10 protein-coding genes are annotated in these 19,787 nt (G+C 43.8%); all 10 read right to left on the bottom strand.

The window, feature by feature from the left end; genetic code table 11:
• Window positions 1-3: 3 nt before the first annotated feature.
• The gene (locus IE165_RS09650) at window positions 4-2,292 is read right to left on the bottom strand and encodes a GH92 family glycosyl hydrolase (protein WP_189626402.1); all 2,289 of its coding nucleotides are present in this window, start codon (window positions 2,290-2,292) and stop codon (window positions 4-6) included.
• 34 nt (window positions 2,293-2,326) lie between these two features.
• Window positions 2,327-5,431 carry a SusC/RagA family TonB-linked outer membrane protein gene (locus IE165_RS09645; protein ID WP_189626401.1) on the bottom strand — a complete coding sequence of 1,035 codons (3,105 nt, stop codon included), beginning with the start codon at window positions 5,429-5,431 and terminating at the stop codon, window positions 2,327-2,329.
• A gap of 31 nt (window positions 5,432-5,462) precedes the next feature.
• Window positions 5,463-7,217, bottom strand: a complete 1,755-nt coding sequence (locus tag IE165_RS09640; RefSeq protein ID WP_229826488.1) for a RagB/SusD family nutrient uptake outer membrane protein — start codon at window positions 7,215-7,217, stop codon at window positions 5,463-5,465.
• Between the two features lie 2 nt (window positions 7,218-7,219).
• A complete protein-coding gene (locus IE165_RS09635) occupies window positions 7,220-10,084 on the bottom strand; it encodes a SusC/RagA family TonB-linked outer membrane protein (protein ID WP_189626400.1) in 2,865 nt (954 codons plus the stop codon).
• An 11-nt stretch (window positions 10,085-10,095) separates the two neighbouring features.
• The gene (locus IE165_RS09630) at window positions 10,096-11,100 is read right to left on the bottom strand and encodes a DUF4961 domain-containing protein (RefSeq protein ID WP_189626399.1); all 1,005 of its coding nucleotides are present in this window, start codon (window positions 11,098-11,100) and stop codon (window positions 10,096-10,098) included.
• Between the two features lie 17 nt (window positions 11,101-11,117).
• Window positions 11,118-11,558, bottom strand: a complete 441-nt coding sequence (locus IE165_RS09625) for a DUF5004 domain-containing protein (RefSeq protein WP_189626398.1) — start codon at window positions 11,556-11,558, stop codon at window positions 11,118-11,120.
• Window positions 11,559-11,591: 33 nt separating this feature from the next.
• Complete coding sequence (locus tag IE165_RS09620) at window positions 11,592-13,280, bottom strand: RagB/SusD family nutrient uptake outer membrane protein (RefSeq protein ID WP_189626397.1); 1,689 nt, start codon at window positions 13,278-13,280, stop codon at window positions 11,592-11,594.
• Between the two features lie 85 nt (window positions 13,281-13,365).
• The gene (locus IE165_RS09615; protein WP_189626396.1) at window positions 13,366-15,675 is read right to left on the bottom strand and encodes a GH92 family glycosyl hydrolase; all 2,310 of its coding nucleotides are present in this window, start codon (window positions 15,673-15,675) and stop codon (window positions 13,366-13,368) included.
• Window positions 15,676-15,693: 18 nt separating this feature from the next.
• Window positions 15,694-17,082: an SGNH/GDSL hydrolase family protein gene (locus IE165_RS09610; RefSeq protein WP_189626395.1), complete on the bottom strand. Its 1,389-nt coding sequence runs from the start codon at window positions 17,080-17,082 to the stop codon at window positions 15,694-15,696.
• Between the two features lie 8 nt (window positions 17,083-17,090).
• The gene (locus IE165_RS09605; RefSeq protein ID WP_189626394.1) at window positions 17,091-19,634 is read right to left on the bottom strand and encodes a glycoside hydrolase family 38 C-terminal domain-containing protein; all 2,544 of its coding nucleotides are present in this window, start codon (window positions 19,632-19,634) and stop codon (window positions 17,091-17,093) included.
• Between the last annotated feature and the right edge of the window lie 153 nt (window positions 19,635-19,787).

Raw genomic sequence — 19,787 nt, 5'->3', positions numbered from 1 at the left:
ACACTAGGGTTTCATTTCGTGAATGGTGAATGGACTAGCTTCTTTCGTACGTCCGCGATTCGTATTTGGACGATTGCTCATTTTATATTTCAGTGTACCGCCTTCCAGAATATCTTGGATATCGATATAGTTTTTGTCAAGCGATTTACCATTGATGGATGCCGATTCGATATAAACATTGGCTGCACTATTGTTTTCGGCTTCAATGACAAATTTCTTTCCGTTTTCTAAGTGAATAGTCGCTTTCTCGAATACGGGGCTACCTATATTGTATTCGGTAGTACCCGGACATACGCTATACAATCCCAAGGCGCTCAACACATACCAAGACGACATACCACCTTGATCTTCATCGCCTGGAAAACCTTTTGGCGTAGCGTTGTACAGTTGAGACATGATTTTGCGTACACGTTCTTGCGTTTTCCAAGGTTCTCCGGCATAATTATACGCATAAGCCACGTGTTGTACCGGTTGATTGCCATGTGCATACTGCCCCATATTGGCCAAGACCATTTCGGTCATTTCATGAATTTCCGTACCATAGCTTCCAACTTTAAAATCAGAGTGCATCGTAAAGAACGTATCTAACTTAGCCACAAACTTGTCGGCGCCGCCCAGCATATTGCCTAAAGCACCAAGATCGTGAAATACCGACCAAGTGTATTGCCATGAATTGCCTTCGGTGAATGGGCCACCCCACTCAATCGGATCAAAATCTGGTCGCCAACTTCCGTCGGCCAAACGACCGCGCATAAACCCAACTTTACTATCCCATACGTGTCGGTAGTTGAACATCTGTCGCTTAAAAATATTGGCGTAGTAATCGTTTCCAATTGCTTTAGCCAGTTGATAACCACAAAAATCATTGTACGCATACTCCAGTGTCTTAGCAGTGGTTTCGTGTACCTTGCCGCCGTATGGCACATATCCTTTGGTGAAGTAATCTTCCCATCCTTCGCGTCCGTTGGATCCACCGTATGGGCCCTTGTTAGTCGCTTCGTGCAGGTAAGCTTCTAATGCTTTTTCTGGATCAAAGGAGCGAACACCTTTCATCCAAGCATCTGTCAGCAACGAAATCGCATGATTACCCAACATCACGCCAGACATAGCAGGATTGGACCAAGTCGGCAGCCAGCCTGATTGGTCGTATGCGTCTAATAAAGACTGCATATAACGACCTTGATATTCTCGCTGAAAAATATTGTTTAGCGGAAATTGAGCCCTAAATGTATCCCAAAAACCATTGTCTGTATACATATAGCCATCGTGAACCTTCTCGTCGTATGGACTGAAATAAATAGGCTTATTCTCTTTGTTGATTTCATAAATCTTCCGTGAGAACAGATTAGCGCGAAATAAACAAGAGTAGAAAGTTGCTTTTTCTTCTTCTGTACCGCCCTCGATTTCGATACGACCGAGCAAGGCATTCCACACGTCGGCACCTGCTTTCCTCGCTTGCTCGAGATTTTTGTGCGTACCAAGTTCACGTGATAGATTAAGCTCCGCCTGTTCAATATCGATATAGGAAGAGGCTACTTTAGCATTCACAATAGCACCTTTCTTGAAGGTGATATACGCGCCTACTTGCTCTCCTTCTATAGTTCGTTGGCCACTGTTGGGTGTAGGATTTGCTACACTCCAGGTACCAGAAGTTGTGAAGTCTTGATCAAACTCGATGACAAAATGGCTCCACATTTTATTTGGCATAAAATAACCATTCCTGACACGACCAATGACACGTCGTTTTTCGGGTTGCACCTCTATTTGTGCTCCTTTGGTGTAGCCATCTAAAACTAGGTGAGCTTCTGTTTTCTTCGGAAATGAAAAACGCATGAAAGCACCTCGCTCTGTTGGCGATATCTCCGTTTGTATCCCGTTGTAAAATTTCACACGATAATAATTGGGTTTACCGATTTCTTGGTCATGGTTAAATGCACTTGCTCGATCATCTTCCAACACCTTAAGTTGTCCAGTTACTGGCATCAGGGAGAATACCGCATAATCATTCATCCAAGGGCTACATTGATGTACTTGTTGAAATCCTCGTATGGTAGAATCGGTGTACTTATACTTCCAGCCATCGCCATTTTTTCCCGTTTGTGCAGAGAAGAAATTTTGTGCAAATGGCAGGGCAATCGTTGGATAGGTATTACCGTAGGATAATTGCGGATTGGAATACGTACCCTGCAACGTATTCACATAAGATAATGGATCCTTCTTCTCTTGCGCTCTAAGCATCTGTCCGACCAAGCATAGCAAGATTAACATATAGAAATTGATTATTTTTAGCATAGTATACATATTTTAAGATTAGTAGAAGTTGATATTATAAGCCTATTTGTAAACCAAGATTAACCGCCCGTTGATTGAAATAAGCATCACCGCTCGTATTGCTCGAAATCTCTGGATCCTGTTGATATTTATTGTAGTTAGTCCATGTCAATAGATTGTAGGCACTTAGATAGAGTCTCAAGCTATTGACGCCGAGAGGAAGCTTCCGACCCGAGAATTGGTAGCCAAGATCGACGGTCTTGAGTCGAATGTATTGCGCATTGAGCAGCCAAAAATCGGACCGGTAGGCACGCGCACTATTCACGGTAGTGGGGTTTTGCGTCAACCTAGGAAATGCTGCACTTTGAGGGTTTCCAGGCGTATATCGTTGCTGATGTATAGGTTGGAATTGACTTTGAAAAGGTTCGATACCTGTACCAATGACATCAAAACTATAATCAAACGAGCCCTGTAGCAATATATTGGCGCTAAATCCTTTGTAATTGGCTCCCAAGGTCAATCCCAACACGGTGCTGGGCAAATTTGGGCGCCCAATGGGCGCTTGGTCCCGATCGTCGATGAAACCATCGCCATTAAGATCGCGGTACTTCAGATCGCCCTCTTGGATACCACCCTGACCTGTAGGCGATAATCCATAAAGTGGTATAGGTGGACGAGAACCAACCGGTGCGATACCATCGGCCGTATAGATTTGAGCAATATCTTCGCTTGTATAAAAGCCGTCAAAGAGGTAACCAAATGGTTGATCAATGGGTTGTCCTGTACGCGCCAACCAAGGAAATGCTGGCGAAGCTTCATCTTGATACAATACCTTATTACGAAATACTTGAAAGACAAGATCACTGCTGATGCCGACTTGACCAATTTGACTTCTGTAACTGACAATACCGTCAAATCCGCGATTCACCGTACGCGCTACGTTGGTCGGTGCAAAACCAATACCCAAAATTCCGGGAACAGATCCACGACGAATCAATTGATCGAATCGGGTATTATAGAAATAATCAACAGTCAGGTTGAGTTTCTGATTGAACAGATTTAACTCTAAGCCGACGTTTCTCTTCCATTCTTTTTCCCAGGTCACATTCATATTTCCCAGTTCGCCTTCTCTGATGGTACCGACACCAGCTCCTCCCGTTCCGAAAACGTAGCCACCACTATTTTCATAGATTTGGTTATACAAGTATCTTCCACCACTGGTCACGTCCGAGCCTACCAAACCAAAGGATGCTCTAACCTTTAACAGGTTTACTTTCGGAAGCCATTGTTGAATAAAAGATTCTTTGGAGGCTACCCAGCCAATACCTACCGCTGGAAACCAACCGTATCGCTGATCTTTAGCAAAGCGATCCGTACCGTTATATGCCGTATTTACGTCCAGTAGGTATTTCTCTTTATAATTGTAACCCAATTTTAAGGATGTACCGCGAAAGTTTTCGGGTACATTAGCTTGCGCAGACACACTTTGCTGATTGACTAATAACAAGGAGCTAATCCGATGATCACCAAAATCGCGATCATAGTTGATAAATCCTTGGATATTCAAGTTGCGGTAATACTGATTGGTATTGCCAAATACACCATATGGTTCTAACACGTAACGTCCACGCGGATCCAATTGGTAGGAATCATTCGCACTATTGTAATGGTAAGATGGTGGCAATCCGCCGCGCGCAATGCCGCGTGCATATTCTTCGATACCTCCATAGGCAATACGCGCTGTCAATACCAGTCCACGCGTAATAAAATCCAATTGTTGACGAGCCTGCAATAAGGCATTGTAATCGCTTCGTTTAGTACGGTTGTATCCACCGTTGGCCAACCGGGCGTTGAGCGTAGGCAGCGCATCAGGGTTAAATTCAGAAAATGCGTAGGCATAGCTACCATTAGGATTTATAAAAGGCGCAGAAAATGGTGTTATCTTGCTAAAATCATAGATTTCTCCAACAGCATTAAGCGAGTTGGGTTGGTTAATATCGGCAAAACGCGTACTTAAATCAAAGCGTAGTTGCAGTGTTTTCGTTGCGCGAAGATCGAGGTTTGACCGAAAATTGTAGCGACGAAAAAAGTAGTTGGTATTGACTTCGTTGTACGGATCATCAAAATCCCGTACCAGACCGCCTTGCGTGAGTGCTCCACCAGATATAAAGTATCGCAACGATTCAGAACCACCTGACAAATCAAGATTTGCGTTGGTTTGCGCTGCCACATTTTTAAATATCTCTCGATACCAATTCACATCGGGATGCCCGTACGGATCACTACCGTCTTGAAAAAGCTGGAGCTGTCTTTCTGAAAAGCGCTCTGGCAATCCATCGTTGACAAAGGCTTCATTAATCAGTTTGGCTGATTCATAGGAATTGAGGAATTGCGGCGTACGGATGGGGTTTTGAATTCCCGACTCTAACCTCAAATTGATTTGTGGCTTCCCAGCGCTACCGCGACGGGTGGTGACAATCAATACGCCATTCGCGCCCTTGATACCATATATGGCTGTGGTCGATGCGTCTTTCAAAATGGTTATATTCTCGATTTCATTTACATTTATTTGTTGTAATTGATCGTAAGAATATTCGATATCATCGACCAAGATTAAAGGTCTATTGCCGCCACTATTCAACGAGCTTACACCACGAATAAAAAAGTCAGAAGCATCTCTACCAGGCTGACCAGATCTTTGCTGCGAAACAAATCCCGGCATCCGCCCCATCAGTGTATTTTGCACATTGGCGGTGGGTACATTTCGTATTTCGGCACCCGAGACAGAACTAACCGCACCAGTATTTGTAATCTTCTTGGTGGTACCAAATCCGACTACGATGACCTCATCCAAACCTTGATTGGAAGGTTGCAGTGTGACATCAATATAGTTTTCGCGACCGAGAACTAACTCGTAATCGGCAAAACCTAATAATTTGACGATTACCGTATTGGATTGCCCTTGAAGGGAAAGTGTAAAGCGTCCACGTTGGTCGGAAGAGGCCATATTATTTTCTACATTCTTTTCCCGTATTGTTGCACCGGGAAGCACGCCCGTAAGATCCCGCACAGTCCCTGTGATAGTACGGTTCTGCGCGAAGGCTTGCGACCAACCGCACAGACAGGTGTATATGATGATGATGATGATACTATTTTTCATTTTTCAACGGATAATTGGTAAAACACACTGCTCAATTCCACCCTGGATTTTGTTCCATATTGTTGTTTTTTAAAACTTCACTGTCTGGAATCGGATACAGATACATAGCGGTTGTGAAACGCGGTTGAAAAACCTCCTCTCGGCTGTACGTAAATTGTCCGCCATTTTCTAAAATCTGCATATCATGCAATGGAAGATTTAACTTATTTTCCGCGATTTTCCAACGGCGTATATCCCAATAACGATGCTCTTCAAAGGCCAATTCGATCCGTCGCTCATTTTGAATAAGTTGTCTCATCGTCGCTTTGTCGGCATTCGTTGGTAAGCCGAAGTTTCCATCATCGCCCGCATCCACACCAGCTCTTCTACGCAAATCTTTCAATTGTGCTAACACTTCAGGAACTGATCCTTGTGCCTCATTTAGCGCTTCGATGTAATTCAATACGACTTCGGTATATCTGAACAAGATATAATCTCGCTGGCTCTCGCTGTACTGAGCAGCTTCTTCAAAATCTCCCATCAGCTTTTTCATGTAGTAACTGGTGCGCGTTTGCAGCTCACTACCGCCTGGACGATTTTGACCACCGATGTAGGTTTGCAAATTCGTACCTAACCAGCGTGCTCCATTGTACAGAATAGTCTGGTAGAATCTTGGATCTCTTCCGGTATACGGATTATTCAGATCGTAGTTGCTACTCTGGTCTATGGGCACGCCATCGGCCATTGGAAATGCATCGACTAATTCTTGCGTCGGGCTAGTTTGCCCTTGCCCACCGATCTGCGTCCCGAAACCAAAAGGTCCATTTGTGTTTTCGATATCACGATTATTGCCCCATTGTTTAAAAAACAGGATTTCTGCATTGTATTGTTCCGTAAACACTTTCCGCACATCATCCACCAAAGCGTAAGTACCTAAGTCCATAATTTCTTTGGCGGCATCGGCAGCCCTTTGCCAGCGATTATTGTCGAATGAAGCATATCCTGTTACTGGATTACCACCATCGATGTTGCCGCCATTGAATAGTGGACTAGCAGCATACAATAATACGCGTGCTTTCAGTGCCATTGCTGCTCCTTTCGTGACGCGATGACTGTTTCTAGAAGGATTTGGTACGGGATAATACAAAAGGCTGTCACGGATAGCATCCATTTCGCTTACGATGTAATTTACGCAATCGCTGTAGCTGCTGCGAGGCAGCTCTATTTTATCGTTTAGGCTACGTACTTCATCACCCATGAGTGGTATCCCTCCATAACGCTTCAATAATTCAAAATAAGCTAGTGCACGCAGAAAACGTGCTTCAGCTTTCCAAGTTCTTTTAACTGTAAGTCCAGTAGGTAGCGCTTCGAATTTGCTATCGTTTAGCGGAACGACATCTATGTTATTGATGAAAATGGTGGCAGACCTGATATTTTCGTACAATAGACCCCAAACCATATCGCTTTCAATGCGATCGAATGCGGAATATTGCCCTTGTAATAGACGTACGGCTGGATTATCTTCTAAATTGGATGGAATGGCATTGTCCGTCGCCGCTTCGAGCAAATTGCCACTGATACGGTTCATCGATACATCCCGTGGAAACATATCGGCATAAAGTCCATTGAGATAACGACCTGCGTTGATGCCCAACGAATCGAGGCGATCAAATACGTAATCGATTGTCACATTTTCCAATGGTTCGGCCTCGTAATCCTTTTTACAGGAGGCTGTCCCTAGTATTGCCAATGCTACTCCTCCCCATAACATGGTATATTTTATTTTATTGATCATAAAGGCTTTCATACTTATAAGTTTAGGTTCAAACCAAAATTTATAACTCGCTGTATTGGATAAGCTCCGATAGCAACCTCCGGATCTTGGCCATCAAATGCTGACCAAGTAGCTAAGTTCATTGCATTGGCAAATACCGTCAATCCACTCAATCGCATTTTATTCATCCATTGCGGCGAGAAGCTATAAGCAAGTTGAACGTTCTTCAACCGGACATAATTGCCGCTACGAATCCAAAAGGACGATTCTGCATAGTTGTGCGAGTTACCAATGGTGAGCCGTGGATAGGTGGCTGTCGCAGCAGTTTCAGGAGTCCATCGATCTAAAATAGCAGGATAAGCTTGCTCAAAGCCACCAAATCCTAAAAATCCACCATGGATTGCTCTGTCGTCGAGATAAAGATCTCTATTTCCAACGCCTTGTATTAGTGTGCTAAAGCTTAACCCTTTGTAAGAAAAACCTAGATTTATTCCATAATAAATCAATGGTTTGGTGGTTGATATCGCAGTACGATCAAATTGGTTGATGATGCCATCACCGTTCAGATCTCGATAGCGAATATCTCCGGGAGCAAGTTCGTACCCGATGGTGGAAGCTGCTGCTTCTGCTTCTTGTTGATTTTGAATGATGTCGTCGGCTACGTATCCCATGCGAACTCCTAGTGGCAGGCCAGTCATTTGTTGCCAAGGAAAACGTTGACGTTGCTCGTCAAAATAGGACAATTTAGTTTGCTCAATCGTTAGATTTGGTGCTATGAAATATTGGAAATCACCTCTGCCACCTCGGTACGCCAAATTAAATTCAGCTCCTTTTACATCCGATCTACCAATATTTTCGTCTGGATAGCTTATACCTATCAACTCAATGCTTTTACCACGAGACTGCAGTAGATCATAATATTGGTCATAGTATACATCACCGGTAAAGTCAATTTTACCATCGAATAAACTCAAGTCTACACCCACATTGAGCTTATAAGCGCCCTCCCATGTTCTTATATTAGGCAGAAATCCATTCTCCCAAAATCCGCGTAGCTCCGATCGCGAAGAACCCGCAGCATAAGCGCCACTACCGATTCCACCATTGCTAGCGGTGAATGTTGCGCGGTAGTCGTAATATCCAGCATTATCAACACCACTTCCAGTTTTGCCAAATACCCCACGTAGCTTCAAATGATTAATCCATGGTGCATTGTGCTTGATAAAATCTTCTTCACTAGCTACCCATCCTAGGCCGAACGCATAGAAAAGTCCATATTGATAACCCGGGCGATACCGATTAAAACCACTGGCATTCAAGGCTGCATGTGCCAAATACTTTCCCTCGTAATCATAAACCAATTTGGTGGTAGCGTTGGTCGCGACAGCTGGTAGATCAAAGTTGTACAATGTCCTCCGTTGATCAGCCTGCACGGTAGCCACAATATGATTATTGGACCATGACTTATCGTAATCAAGTGCTAGCTGTGTAAACCAAAACCTGGCATTGAAAACCGTGTTGAAATCATTGGTCTGAGCAGATGCTTTGGCCATAATGTTATACACCGTATCTCCCGCCGGAGTGATACCCATATTGTAAGTAGGTTCACCGCGTTGCCTTACAATGCCGGTGAGCGATTGCACTGCAATATTAGTCATTGCACGCGCTTTGAGCCCTTTTAACAAGTTGCCCAGGTCGTAATTCAGGTTTATATTAGCCATAATGTCTTTCATATTATCTTGGCGATAGCCAGAATGCGTCGCTAGCGCAACGACATTGGTTTGAAAGTAATTGGTAGAAGCCCAACTACCATCTGCATTGCGTACAGGATAGGCCCCATTCGGTGTTTTTTTAACGTTCTCCAATACATTTTGCGTTCCAATACCCGGCTCATTACCATCCTGGATCCGTCCAGTCATCTGAAGTCCCAATTTGAATTTCGGCGTGATATTGATATTGACGTTAGTATTTAACATATACCGCTTCAGCGAGGCGTTGGTATTATAGGCAACATGAGGATCTTCTTTAAATAAGCCTTGCTGATCCGTATAATTTAATGCGATGGCGTACTGGCTAACCGCATTACCACCTTTAGCCGATAGATTGTACCGCATCATCGGCGCATTGGATCGAAATACCTCATCGTACCAATTTACATTCGGGTAGCGATATGGATCGTTACCTGCTCGAAAAGCATTAAAGTCATCCGCAGCATATACAGGTTGGTTGCCAACATTGGTCATTGCTTCATTAAGCAAATAGGCAAATTGGTAGGACGGTATAGGCTCGGGCCAAGCGAGCGGTTCCTGAAGCGCTAATTGCGCCCGAAAGTTGATTTTTGTTTTACCTATTTCTGGTCTTTTTGTGGTGACCAATAAAATCCCTCTCGAACTACGCTGTCCCAACTCAATGGTGGATAACGCGTCTTTTAATAAAGTGATGGATTCGATATTATCCGGATCTATCGAAAATATATCCCGCTGCACACCGTCCACGATCACGACTGGTATTTGTCGGCGAAGCGCGATGCTGTATTCCGTATTTTCGCTGGGCACACCTTGGCCTGCCAAAGGAACGTTGCCAAGTATCCCACTTTCATAGTTGCGTGTTGTACTGGTCTCTCTGAATCCACTATGCTGTTGGGTATAAAAACCAGGTAACCTGCCGGTCATCGCGGGCAAATAGCTGTTGGCAGGCGTGGTGTTTAGTTGCTTACTCTGCAATGTAGTTCTTGCACCCACAAAAGTTTTAAGCGGGATCTCATTATAATACCCGATTAAAGTATCCGGCTGTTGCACCTCTAATTGTGCTGTAGCATGTTCTATCGGGAACAAACTTATTATACACAGTAGCGTCCTTATGTAGGACACGATCTGTTTTACGCTTGCTTTCTGTCTCATAGTTTTAGGTATTAATCACATCGAAACGTATGTGTAAAAGGCTCATCCGGACTATTTGCATATCCAACTTTTATGGCGCCAGATGCGTCGGTAAAATAGTACGTCAGACGAATAATCGACTCTCCTGCTGTTAGCGCAAAATGTTGTCGCGGCCAAAAAGTAATCTCAAAACGGCCGCGCGTACCGGTTAGCAAAGTCAATCGGCTATGCGCATCCTGTTGGCATACCTCTTTGAATGTACCATCGGCCAATTCCGCTGTGGCGCATAAGAATATATCGTCGCCAAGTGGACCAGGCAATATTTCACGATCAAAGGTGAGCGTCAAGATATCATTGTCGGAAGAGCGAAAGGGTGTTAAAAAGGTTTGCGGTGGATTACAAAAATCTATGATATCTCCCTCGCCATCTGTCACTTCAAAGCAGCTGCTAAACATAGATTTATACAAAGCACCGGGGCCGCCAAGAAAGTCATTGAGGCCATCCTCGCTAGATCCTACAAAATATCCGACTTTAAAACGCATATTTTGTTCACCGGTGCGGATCGAAATTTTAGCATCGATCTCTACTTGATCTCCATTGACGATATTGTACTGCTCGCGCGTCCAAAAAACTACCCATTCCATATCATCGATAAGATTTGGACCAATGCCAAACTTATTCATCAATGCCGGGGACCAAGCCAGATTGTTTCCGGAATTGGGTGCACGTACGCTACTGGGGATTTGAACCAATTCACCACTTCCAAAGTCGGAAGTGTAGGTCATCTTCGTGTTCGCAGCAGCCCGCCAACTTCGCGGCAACAGTATGCCAATCACAAAACGTACATTGCTTCTTTCTTGCGCTGCGTTGACATGAGCAGTCAAAGTTGCCTCGAATACTTCGCCGGCTTGAACACTAGATGCTTGGTCAACTGAATCTAAAAATACACAACATACAATCAGTGTGCTACTTAGCGCAATGATTAACCAATGCGCCAAGCGTTGGGTAGTCAAGCAAATTTTTCTAACTATTTTCATGTCGATCTAGTTTTTCGTTAATCGGCGATTAGGGTATAGGTATAACTATTCGTGTTACAACCTGTATGAAAGGTCAAAGACAATTGTCTTTTGCCCTGAACGATCGGATATTCGAATAATGAACTGACGCTGTAGCCAGTGGATGTCTCATCGAATTTGATTTCGAAAGGATACTGCGGGTCGTCTAGTGTATAGGTACCGTTAGTAGATACAATGAACGGAATAGGTTGTGACAATTGATAAGTCCCATCCGACTTAAAATCCACACGAAAATCATTAAAATTGAATTTTTCGGTGATATCGGCCCCATTTCTTACGGCTTTGCTAATTCGCCAGACACCAGTAATCTCTTTCGGTGTTTCAGGGATAAATTCTTCTTGGCTCTTGCACGAGAAAAACAAGCATATCAGCAGTAAAACCGATACCCTCGCAATGGTTAGATCTATGTTGGTCTTCATTTTTTGTAGATTAATTGGTTAGCTATCATGAAATTAGTACCCCGGATTTTGTTCGAGTTCTGGAGATTTACCAACTTCCAATAGTGGAATAGGCCAGTAATACATCTCCGGTCTAAAATTATGTTTATCTACTTCTACGATCTTATACGTAGGAACGTTAGCTCTTCTGGTCACTTCCATGCCATGCATTTGCATATTTTGCGTATCGCCCATCAGCCAACGACGCACATCCCAAAACCGATGTCCTTCAAAAGCCAATTCGACACGACGCTCACCGCGTATAATCGTGCGCATCTCTTCTTGCGATAATCCTCTAGGAATAGTGTAGGGATTTAAGCCCGCTCTGCTTCGAATCGCTTCTATAGCCTGATAAACATTTTCGTTAGGCCCGCTATACTCGTTTACTGCTTCTGCGTATGACAGCAAAACCTCCGCATAGCGGAGCAATGGAAAATTCCTCGTACCACCGTGGATAAAATTAGCGGCGTGCTCTGGATTCAACATCTTGTTGGTATAGTAACCAGTTGGCGTACCTGAGTAAATAGCGTCTTGGCTAGAAGGCGATCCATCGGCATTGAGGTAAATATTAACCGGTACAATCGCACCTTGATTATTGGCGATTTCGGTTTGATCTTTTATAAAACTATACGCAAGCCTCGGATCGCGACCCGCGTAAGGATTTTGCGGATCGTAGCCACTATTTGGATCATCTATGGGCAAGCCATTGGACATACCAAATGCATCTACCGTTTCTTGATAGGGAAATCCCCCTTTGGCAGCACCACGAGATGGCGGTTGCCAAATTTCCTCAAGTTCCTTATTTGTAGGCTGCATCCGAGCAATAATGTATTCTGTATTTTCCCGCAGGGTAAAAATGGTATAAAACGATCTTCCTGGTGAACTATTATCGGAGGTATAGAGACTATAGGTTGACGATGCAATAATCCGCTCGGCCGCCTCTGCTGCCAATCGCCAACGCTCCAAATCTCCAGCAGTATATCCTAACAATGGATTGGCATTAGACCTATTGTACAACGGACTGGCGGCGTAAAGTAAGGCACGCATCTTGAGCGCATCGCAGGCCCCTCCTCCTGCACGCCCATACTCACCTCTAATCTGTCTGTATGGAAGTTGCGTACGAATGGCATCGCACTCGCTCACGATGTAGTTAATACACGCTTCAAAAGTCGCTCTTTCAGCAGGTATATGATCTGTAAAACTATAGATAGTATCACCCACCAGCGGCACACCGCCATAGTGCTTCACCAAAATAAAGTAGTACCATGCGCGAAGAAAGCGAGCTTCCGCTACCATCACGGATTTTTGATAATCAGCAATAGGTGCTTTAGGAATATTGGCCAACAGCTGATTTACCTTTCGGATATTTGCGTAAGGAATTTCCCAAGCATCTTTAGCAATGCTAGCCGCTGTGATTGTGCCCGACGAAAATAGTACCGATGTGGTCACGTTGATCGAACGTTGCGGACGTGACTCATCACTCGCTGCATCCAACCCTCCATTTCCGAATCTATTGGGGTGTTCAGAGAATCCAATGTCTCGATAAATATCATTGAGAAATTGAACAGTAAATAGACTATCTGAAAATACCATCTCTTTATCGAGATCAGATGTGACAGTTTGATCTAAAAAACCTTGTTTGCTACACGAATAGAATATAAGTATAGCCATGCTTACCAAAGGAAGCTGTAAAATGGTTCTCATAATTGTAGTGTTTAATGGTTAAATTATCATTATTAACTTTTTCTCATTTAGGCCAATCTTTCATAACATTGTTTTATAGGGTATACTATTCATAAATATCCTTGGGCTTGTCTGACATCTCCAATATCAATTCGCCACCAGCCAATAGATCTGCGTGCGTAATTGTCATCTGATGAAGTGGCTTACCGTTTAAACGAGCAGCGCTGATGTATATATTATCTGCGTCATGCCTCTTTGCAATGATTCGAAATTCGCGCTTTGCCCCATCCAACGTACCGACTTGTATTTGGATCTTTTCGAATATAGGACTCGTTATTTCGTAGGTACCATCCGCTGGTGCTATCGGATGCAAGCCGCTAGCTGCCAGCACGTACCATGCCGACATCTGGCCAACATCTTCATTCCCTACTAAGCCTTCTTCCACTTCATTTCTATAGGCCCGTCGGCAAATTAATTGGCTCCACTTTTGGGTTAGCGATGGTCTGCCCAATTTGTTGAACAAGAACGGCACATGATGTACAGGCTCATTGGCGTGATTATAATAATCGTTCCAGCTAAAATTAACGGGTGTTTGTTCGAAAAAATCGTTTAAATCATTAATCATCCTATCCTTACCGCCTAATAGCGCCGCTAGCCCATTCACATCGTGTGGCACAAACCAACCTTGCTGGTACGGATTGCTTTCTATCGTACCATACCAATGTTCTTCTCGACCATTAGCGGGCCATGGCAGAAATGCGCCATTTTCATCTTTGGGACGAAACCATTTCTTCTCCGAATCAAAAATAGTTTTGTATGCCTGAGCCCTACGCAGACTTTTCGCAGCAGCGCGAGCCTTACCTAGTTGTTTTTCGAGCATGGCCAAACACCAATCGCTATATGCATATTCCAAGGTCAGTGAAATGCCCAACTTCCCTGGGGTGAAAAGCTGATCGCCATTACCAAACGTATTGACGGAACCTAAAGCCAACAGATATGCCTTATTTACATCAAAATCTCGGATATTTTTGGCGTACGCTTCTGCCAAGACATTTACAGCTGGGTTTCCGATCATACAACCCGAATAGGCATTCATCATCTCCCAGCGTTCAAAATAGTTTAATTGCTTTTCGTTAGCTAGATCAATAAGCGATCGCAAAACATCATTGACTACCCGCGGATTGATAATGGTTTGCAAAGGAAACTGACTACGAAATACATCCCATCCACTGAAAATAGTACGGCGCGTATGCATTCCGTATGCCGTATCAACTTGGCCATTTCCGGTAGGATATCGTCCATCCACGTCTTGCAACGTTCTAGGATCCATCATAGTTCGATACAACGCCGTATAAAAGATGGTTTTATCCTCTCTTGTTCCACCACTGACTTTCATTTTATCCAACGCCGTCGCCCACAGTCCTCGTGCTCGTTGATGCACCGCCTCCATGTCCCAATCTGCTATTTCTGATTTAAGGTTGTGTAGGGCACCCTTTTCGTCTACGAAAGATATGCCTACTTTCATCATCACTTGCTCGCCGGCCCGCGTATCAAAATTGGTGTAAAAGCCTATATGTTTGCCCTGTGCCTGCTTACGTCCCGACTGTACCTTGGCACGAGCAACCCAATCTTGGTAATAAGCAGCCTGAACATTTTCGCGATTCCGTTTTGCAGTATCCGGTATCTGGGCTTCCCAAATGCCAAAATCTTTGAGTGGTTTACTAAATTCTGCGTAGAAATACACCGTGTAGTCAGACTTTCCCTCCCCATCACCCCATCCGCCACCTTCGGGCGTACATTTCATCCAGCCAGAAATATGATGCGCATCAAGCACTTCAATCTTTTGTTCGGTAGATGTACCGCCCACGCGCCGTGCTAGGTCGATCTGAATACGCGATTCTTGGTGTTGTGGAAAAGTAAATCGCATCATGCCACTGTGCGGTGCTGCCGTCAACTCTACACCGATATTGTAGTCTGTCAGGTGCACCTCATACCAGCCTACTGAAGCTTTTTCAGATTGCTTATCGTAACGACTACGATATCCAGCGCGAGCATTTTCCTTGCCTGCCTGCGGCTGTAGTGGGCCTGTAGTTGGCATAACAAGAAAATTACCCAAATCTCCAAACCAACCTACACCACTCATTTGCGTCATCGCAAAACCTTCTATGGTTTGGTGTTCGTAACTGTAACCCGAACCATTGTCACCGCCAGTAACCGTATTTGGGCTAAGCTGCACCATACCGAAAGGCGTAGTCGCTCCTGGAATAGTCTTTCCCAAACCGTGATAAATTCCGGCGACGCCAACACTCGTGCTGCTTCCAATGAAAGGATTTACATGATCTACCAGCGAATCTTGCTTGCAAGATTTTCCGATCAATAGTATGCCAACTAATAAAATATATGTGAGGAATTTCATGGATCCTTTTAAACGATTTTATTGAACAGCTGTAAGCGTAACACGCATTTTTTTCGGACGGTTTAACGTGTAAAGCTGCTTCCGGATTGCAGCCATTTTTTTGTCCAAAAGCTTTTTGGATACTGGATTTCGTACCGCCTCATAGTCCTCTGTTTTAGACTTTAACCAAACATTATCTTGATTAGCCATCACGGTATCTAGGGCTGCTTGCGAATCATCCAGCAACAGGCCTTTTTCTTTGAGGAAATTGTAGTTTACCCAGGTGTAATTTCGGAACTTACGCTCTAGATCGCGGTATTCTCCCAAGATGTGCATCAGCTTCTCGGCTTGCTTGTATTGTGGAGTATTTGTCAAACTCGCCAAATTAAGACCTTCGGAAAGCTGCGCAGAAGAAAATCTTCCGATCAGATTGTTGTCCAACCGTAGTTCATAATCAGTAGAAGCAGCTAAGCCTGTGACTTTTAAACGCTCTTGATTCATCTCTTCCATAAACGGTATAACTTGAAGCGCCTCCGCTTGCGTTTGCCAGTTTTGCCAAACTCTGGGAACGGTATCGATTGGGAATGGTAATGCAGCAGCTAGGTAGTCGTAGGATACCGCGTTTGAAGAAGTCTTTAAAGAAGAAACACGGGCATTTAGCGTTTCTATATCCTTTGACTTTTGCGCGTCGATATGCACAACGGATACTGGTTTTCCGGACATACCCTGCGCTTTGAGGAATAAATAAGCCATTACAAAATGACCAGCGCTTCCTGGGTGAATCCGATCCGGGCCCGTCAGTGTAAATGCCGGGTTTTTGGCTTGCTCTTGTAAGGTTATAGCAGTCATTTGTCCCATCAGATCAACAAAATCCCAAGTATTACGCTCAGCTGTTTCTTGCTGAAATGCTGCTATGGCCTCCATTGTTGCAGCTTTACCGGGGAAATAATTGTCCTTATTTTCGACGGTCTCATCATACAATGAAGAACTCATGATGATCTTACGCATACCGGGATGCTGCTTTAATGTCGCTTCGATCTTCTGAAAATAAGCAAGTGAGGTGTCTACCGCGATTTTGCGTGTTTCAGCTGTTTTCGTCCGATCACCATATTCGTAGTATTTACTATCATTCATACCAAATGTGACAACCAAGACATTAGGCTTTTTGCCGAGAAGATCCACTTCAAGACGATCATTGATGTTTTTTGCGACATCACCACCAATGCCGCCATTGCATACGGTGATCTCTTGATTCGGAAATCTTGTGATATAATACAACCACAAATCATTGTGGTATAAGCCTGCCTCCGTAATGCTATTTCCTGCAAATACAATACGGTCTCCTTTTTTAAAAGGTTTGATTGCTTGCTGCGCAAAATTATTTTGAGCACAAAAAATGAGGAAAGCAATGAAAATTAATGGTCTCATAGATGGTCTTATTTAAGTGTAATTCTTATATTTTGAAATCCGAACTTTGGAATATGGAGCGATACGCTAGATCGCTTGAAATCAATGCTTACAGGTTTAATAAAGCGGTGATCAAGTTCCTCTAAAACTACGCTTTCCATATCAAACCCCAGGCGAGCTGTCAAAGGCGAGTCAGTACCAGATGAATTGTAGACGCGCATAATCAAATCATCATTATCGATGCGCAGTGCACTCAACACATAGCCCGGTTGTTCAAATTGAATGAGTGATGCTAACATTGCTGTCTTGGAATGTTTGTCAAGGGATGCGTTCCCGAGTGTCACTTGTAAAGGATTTTCACGTCGGTCGTTTTCGGCCCATACCTTTCCATCAAACCAATTTCCGTCATGCGGAAATACCTGATATTCCATGGTCGTTGAGCCATCTACTTTGTAATCCATTCCCCACAAGCCCTTTCCGACATATTGCACCGTTAAGCCAAGCGGATGATCGCTGCCATGCGCATAGCTCGTTGTATGATCCGTAAATAGTGCTAGGCCCTTTTTGGAATCGCTATCGGTCAAATCAACCCAATTCAGTATCACATTATTTTTGATGCTATCCCAACTATCGAAGAAGGTATTATCTAAACGACTTTCAGTAACATCGAAAGGTGCGTCTTTCGCAATCCTTTGGCACTTGAAATTAGTGGGGAAAAGCAATTGAAGTTTATATTTGTCATTGTAAAAAGCTTTTTCACGATCAGCCAGCTTCATATCCGTATTATCGTATTTGCCAATTGAAGGTTGCCCTACCCAATCGATTTTCAATTTCGCTCTGTAACCTGGCAAATCTTTTGAAATCAGGATATCTTGCGTGATTGTATGATCATCCAACTTGCCGGTTATCCTGATTTTTCCTTGTAAACTACCTAACTCAATAACCTCTACCTGAGCGCTATTCTCCGTATTTGCTCTAAACTTTCCTTGATCATAAAAAAAGCCTTTTAATTCATTCCATCCTCCATCGGTATTTTCGGGAATCAGCTCATCACCATCACTCTTGAAACTACTTAATACACCTCCTCGCTGCACATCAATTACAAATGTTTGATGCGGCATCACGACGCGGATATTGGAACCTATATTTTCAATTCGAGCGACTTTTCTTTGTGATTTTCGACTAGGTTTTAAGCGAAAAACAGCTTCGGAAAGTGCCGCGACACGCGCTTCAAAAAACAATTTCGTTGCCTGTTGGCCCACTTCCCATTGCGTCAAAACGGGTTTGCCCTTTCGGTCTACGACCACTTGATTTGTGTCGATGATCTGTGTATTCGGGAATGTAATTTGTGCAATATCGGTGCGATCATAAGCTTGTAAATTCCGTACGACTAATGTTGATTTTGGGTCGTAGTTATTTTTCGGCAAAGACGCAATCGAATCTGCTATGGCGTGGGTTTCCTCGGTCCACTGCATTACCTTTTCAGCCCATGACAAGCTATCTACCCGGTTATAGGGTACTATCCAACAATCATGATGCTGTGCCAGCATGAGCGGTCGCCATGCCCGTTTAAAATCTGCTGTCGGGTAGCTTGCAATTCCTTTCAGATGGTCAAATGCAGCGGATTTCTCCGTATAAACCATGCGTTTTTCGGTTTGGCGTACTTGCTGTGCAATGCGTTGCAGCACCTGTGCGCCCCACACCAAGCTCACTTGCAAATCTTCCTGACTAAATCGCCATTTCTCGGTAGCGTTGCTCCCCGCTGCCCGTACGGTGTTGAAATAATTGGCCCACGTCGTGTACTCCGTAGGTTTGTATTCGCCGAGATGCTTACCTAGCCATGGCCCGTTTTCCCATCCTGCGTCCTGAAGGCACATGCCCAAAGGATGACGAATGCCGTCCTTCAAAGCAGCGTGTATAAAATCATTTTTATTAAAGTATCCAATAGTCTCCCAAGTAGAGTTTTCTTTGAGCGTTTCAATACCATACCTTGGCACGGTCAAAATAGCGGATTCATCTGGCCCTATCCAATCCAACAACTCGCCTCCATACGCGCGAACATATCCGCCCCAACAGGTATTGGGAGTTTTTAACGACGCGTATTGAAAGCCAAAAGAACGTAAGATGCCAGGCAACGCGCTCGTAAAGCAAGGCTCTTCGGAGGAGTAGGTGTCTAATTTCACTTTTGGAAAATGCTGCTTCAGTAATGCTATGCCATATTCGAATTGCCGAATAATACTCTCTCCAGATATGTTATAAAGATAGGGCTGACCGAAAGTTGGATTCACAAATTCTACGCGACTATTTTCGGACTGATTGGAAATGATATCCTTAAATCGCTGATAACCCCTCGCATCCACTTCCCTAGCCCAATCCCAAGTTTCTGGTTCTATTTCTAAATTAATGCTCCAATTTGGATATTTATCCAATTGGTCCACTATAAAACTGGTATAATCTTTCGGATAATGTCCCCACTTACCACCGTGGTAGCCGTCGATAAAATAAGCGGTCTGCGCAGCGGTTTGCATAATCGGTAGCATCATAGCAAGAAAAAATAGTATGTATTGATACATATCCACGGACGTTATTACAATAAATAGATTTATATGGTGCACAAGCAAAAGGTCTTATGGCCTTTGTCTGAAACTTGGTATGGCAAATGTAAAGAAGGATGCGCAAGGATTTGTCTGTTGGAATAGCCAGAGTAAAATTTTATAGAAAGAAAA

Source organism: Sphingobacterium griseoflavum, assembly GCF_014653155.1.
In the GTDB taxonomy this organism is placed as follows: domain Bacteria; phylum Bacteroidota; class Bacteroidia; order Sphingobacteriales; family Sphingobacteriaceae; genus Sphingobacterium; species Sphingobacterium griseoflavum.
Note: the sequence above shows the minus strand (reverse complement) of the source record. Positions and strands in the feature narration are given on the sequence as shown.

Excerpts from the sequence above, each read along its gene's own strand:
- IE165_RS09650 (WP_189626402.1), bottom strand. The coding sequence starts at position 2,292 with ATGCTAAAAATAATCAATTTCTATATGTTAATCTTGCTATGCTTGGTC.
- IE165_RS09645 (WP_189626401.1), bottom strand. The coding sequence starts at position 5,431 with ATGAAAAATAGTATCATCATCATCATCATATACACCTGTCTGTGCGGT.
- IE165_RS09640 (WP_229826488.1), bottom strand. The coding sequence starts at position 7,217 with ATGAAAGCCTTTATGATCAATAAAATAAAATATACCATGTTATGGGGA.
- IE165_RS09635 (WP_189626400.1), bottom strand. The coding sequence starts at position 10,084 with ATGAGACAGAAAGCAAGCGTAAAACAGATCGTGTCCTACATAAGGACG.
- IE165_RS09630 (WP_189626399.1), bottom strand. The coding sequence starts at position 11,100 with ATGAAAATAGTTAGAAAAATTTGCTTGACTACCCAACGCTTGGCGCAT.
- IE165_RS09625 (WP_189626398.1), bottom strand. The coding sequence starts at position 11,558 with ATGAAGACCAACATAGATCTAACCATTGCGAGGGTATCGGTTTTACTG.
- IE165_RS09620 (WP_189626397.1), bottom strand. The coding sequence starts at position 13,280 with ATGAGAACCATTTTACAGCTTCCTTTGGTAAGCATGGCTATACTTATA.
- IE165_RS09615 (WP_189626396.1), bottom strand. The coding sequence starts at position 15,675 with ATGAAATTCCTCACATATATTTTATTAGTTGGCATACTATTGATCGGA.
- IE165_RS09610 (WP_189626395.1), bottom strand. The coding sequence starts at position 17,082 with ATGAGACCATTAATTTTCATTGCTTTCCTCATTTTTTGTGCTCAAAAT.
- IE165_RS09605 (WP_189626394.1), bottom strand. The coding sequence starts at position 19,634 with ATGTATCAATACATACTATTTTTTCTTGCTATGATGCTACCGATTATG.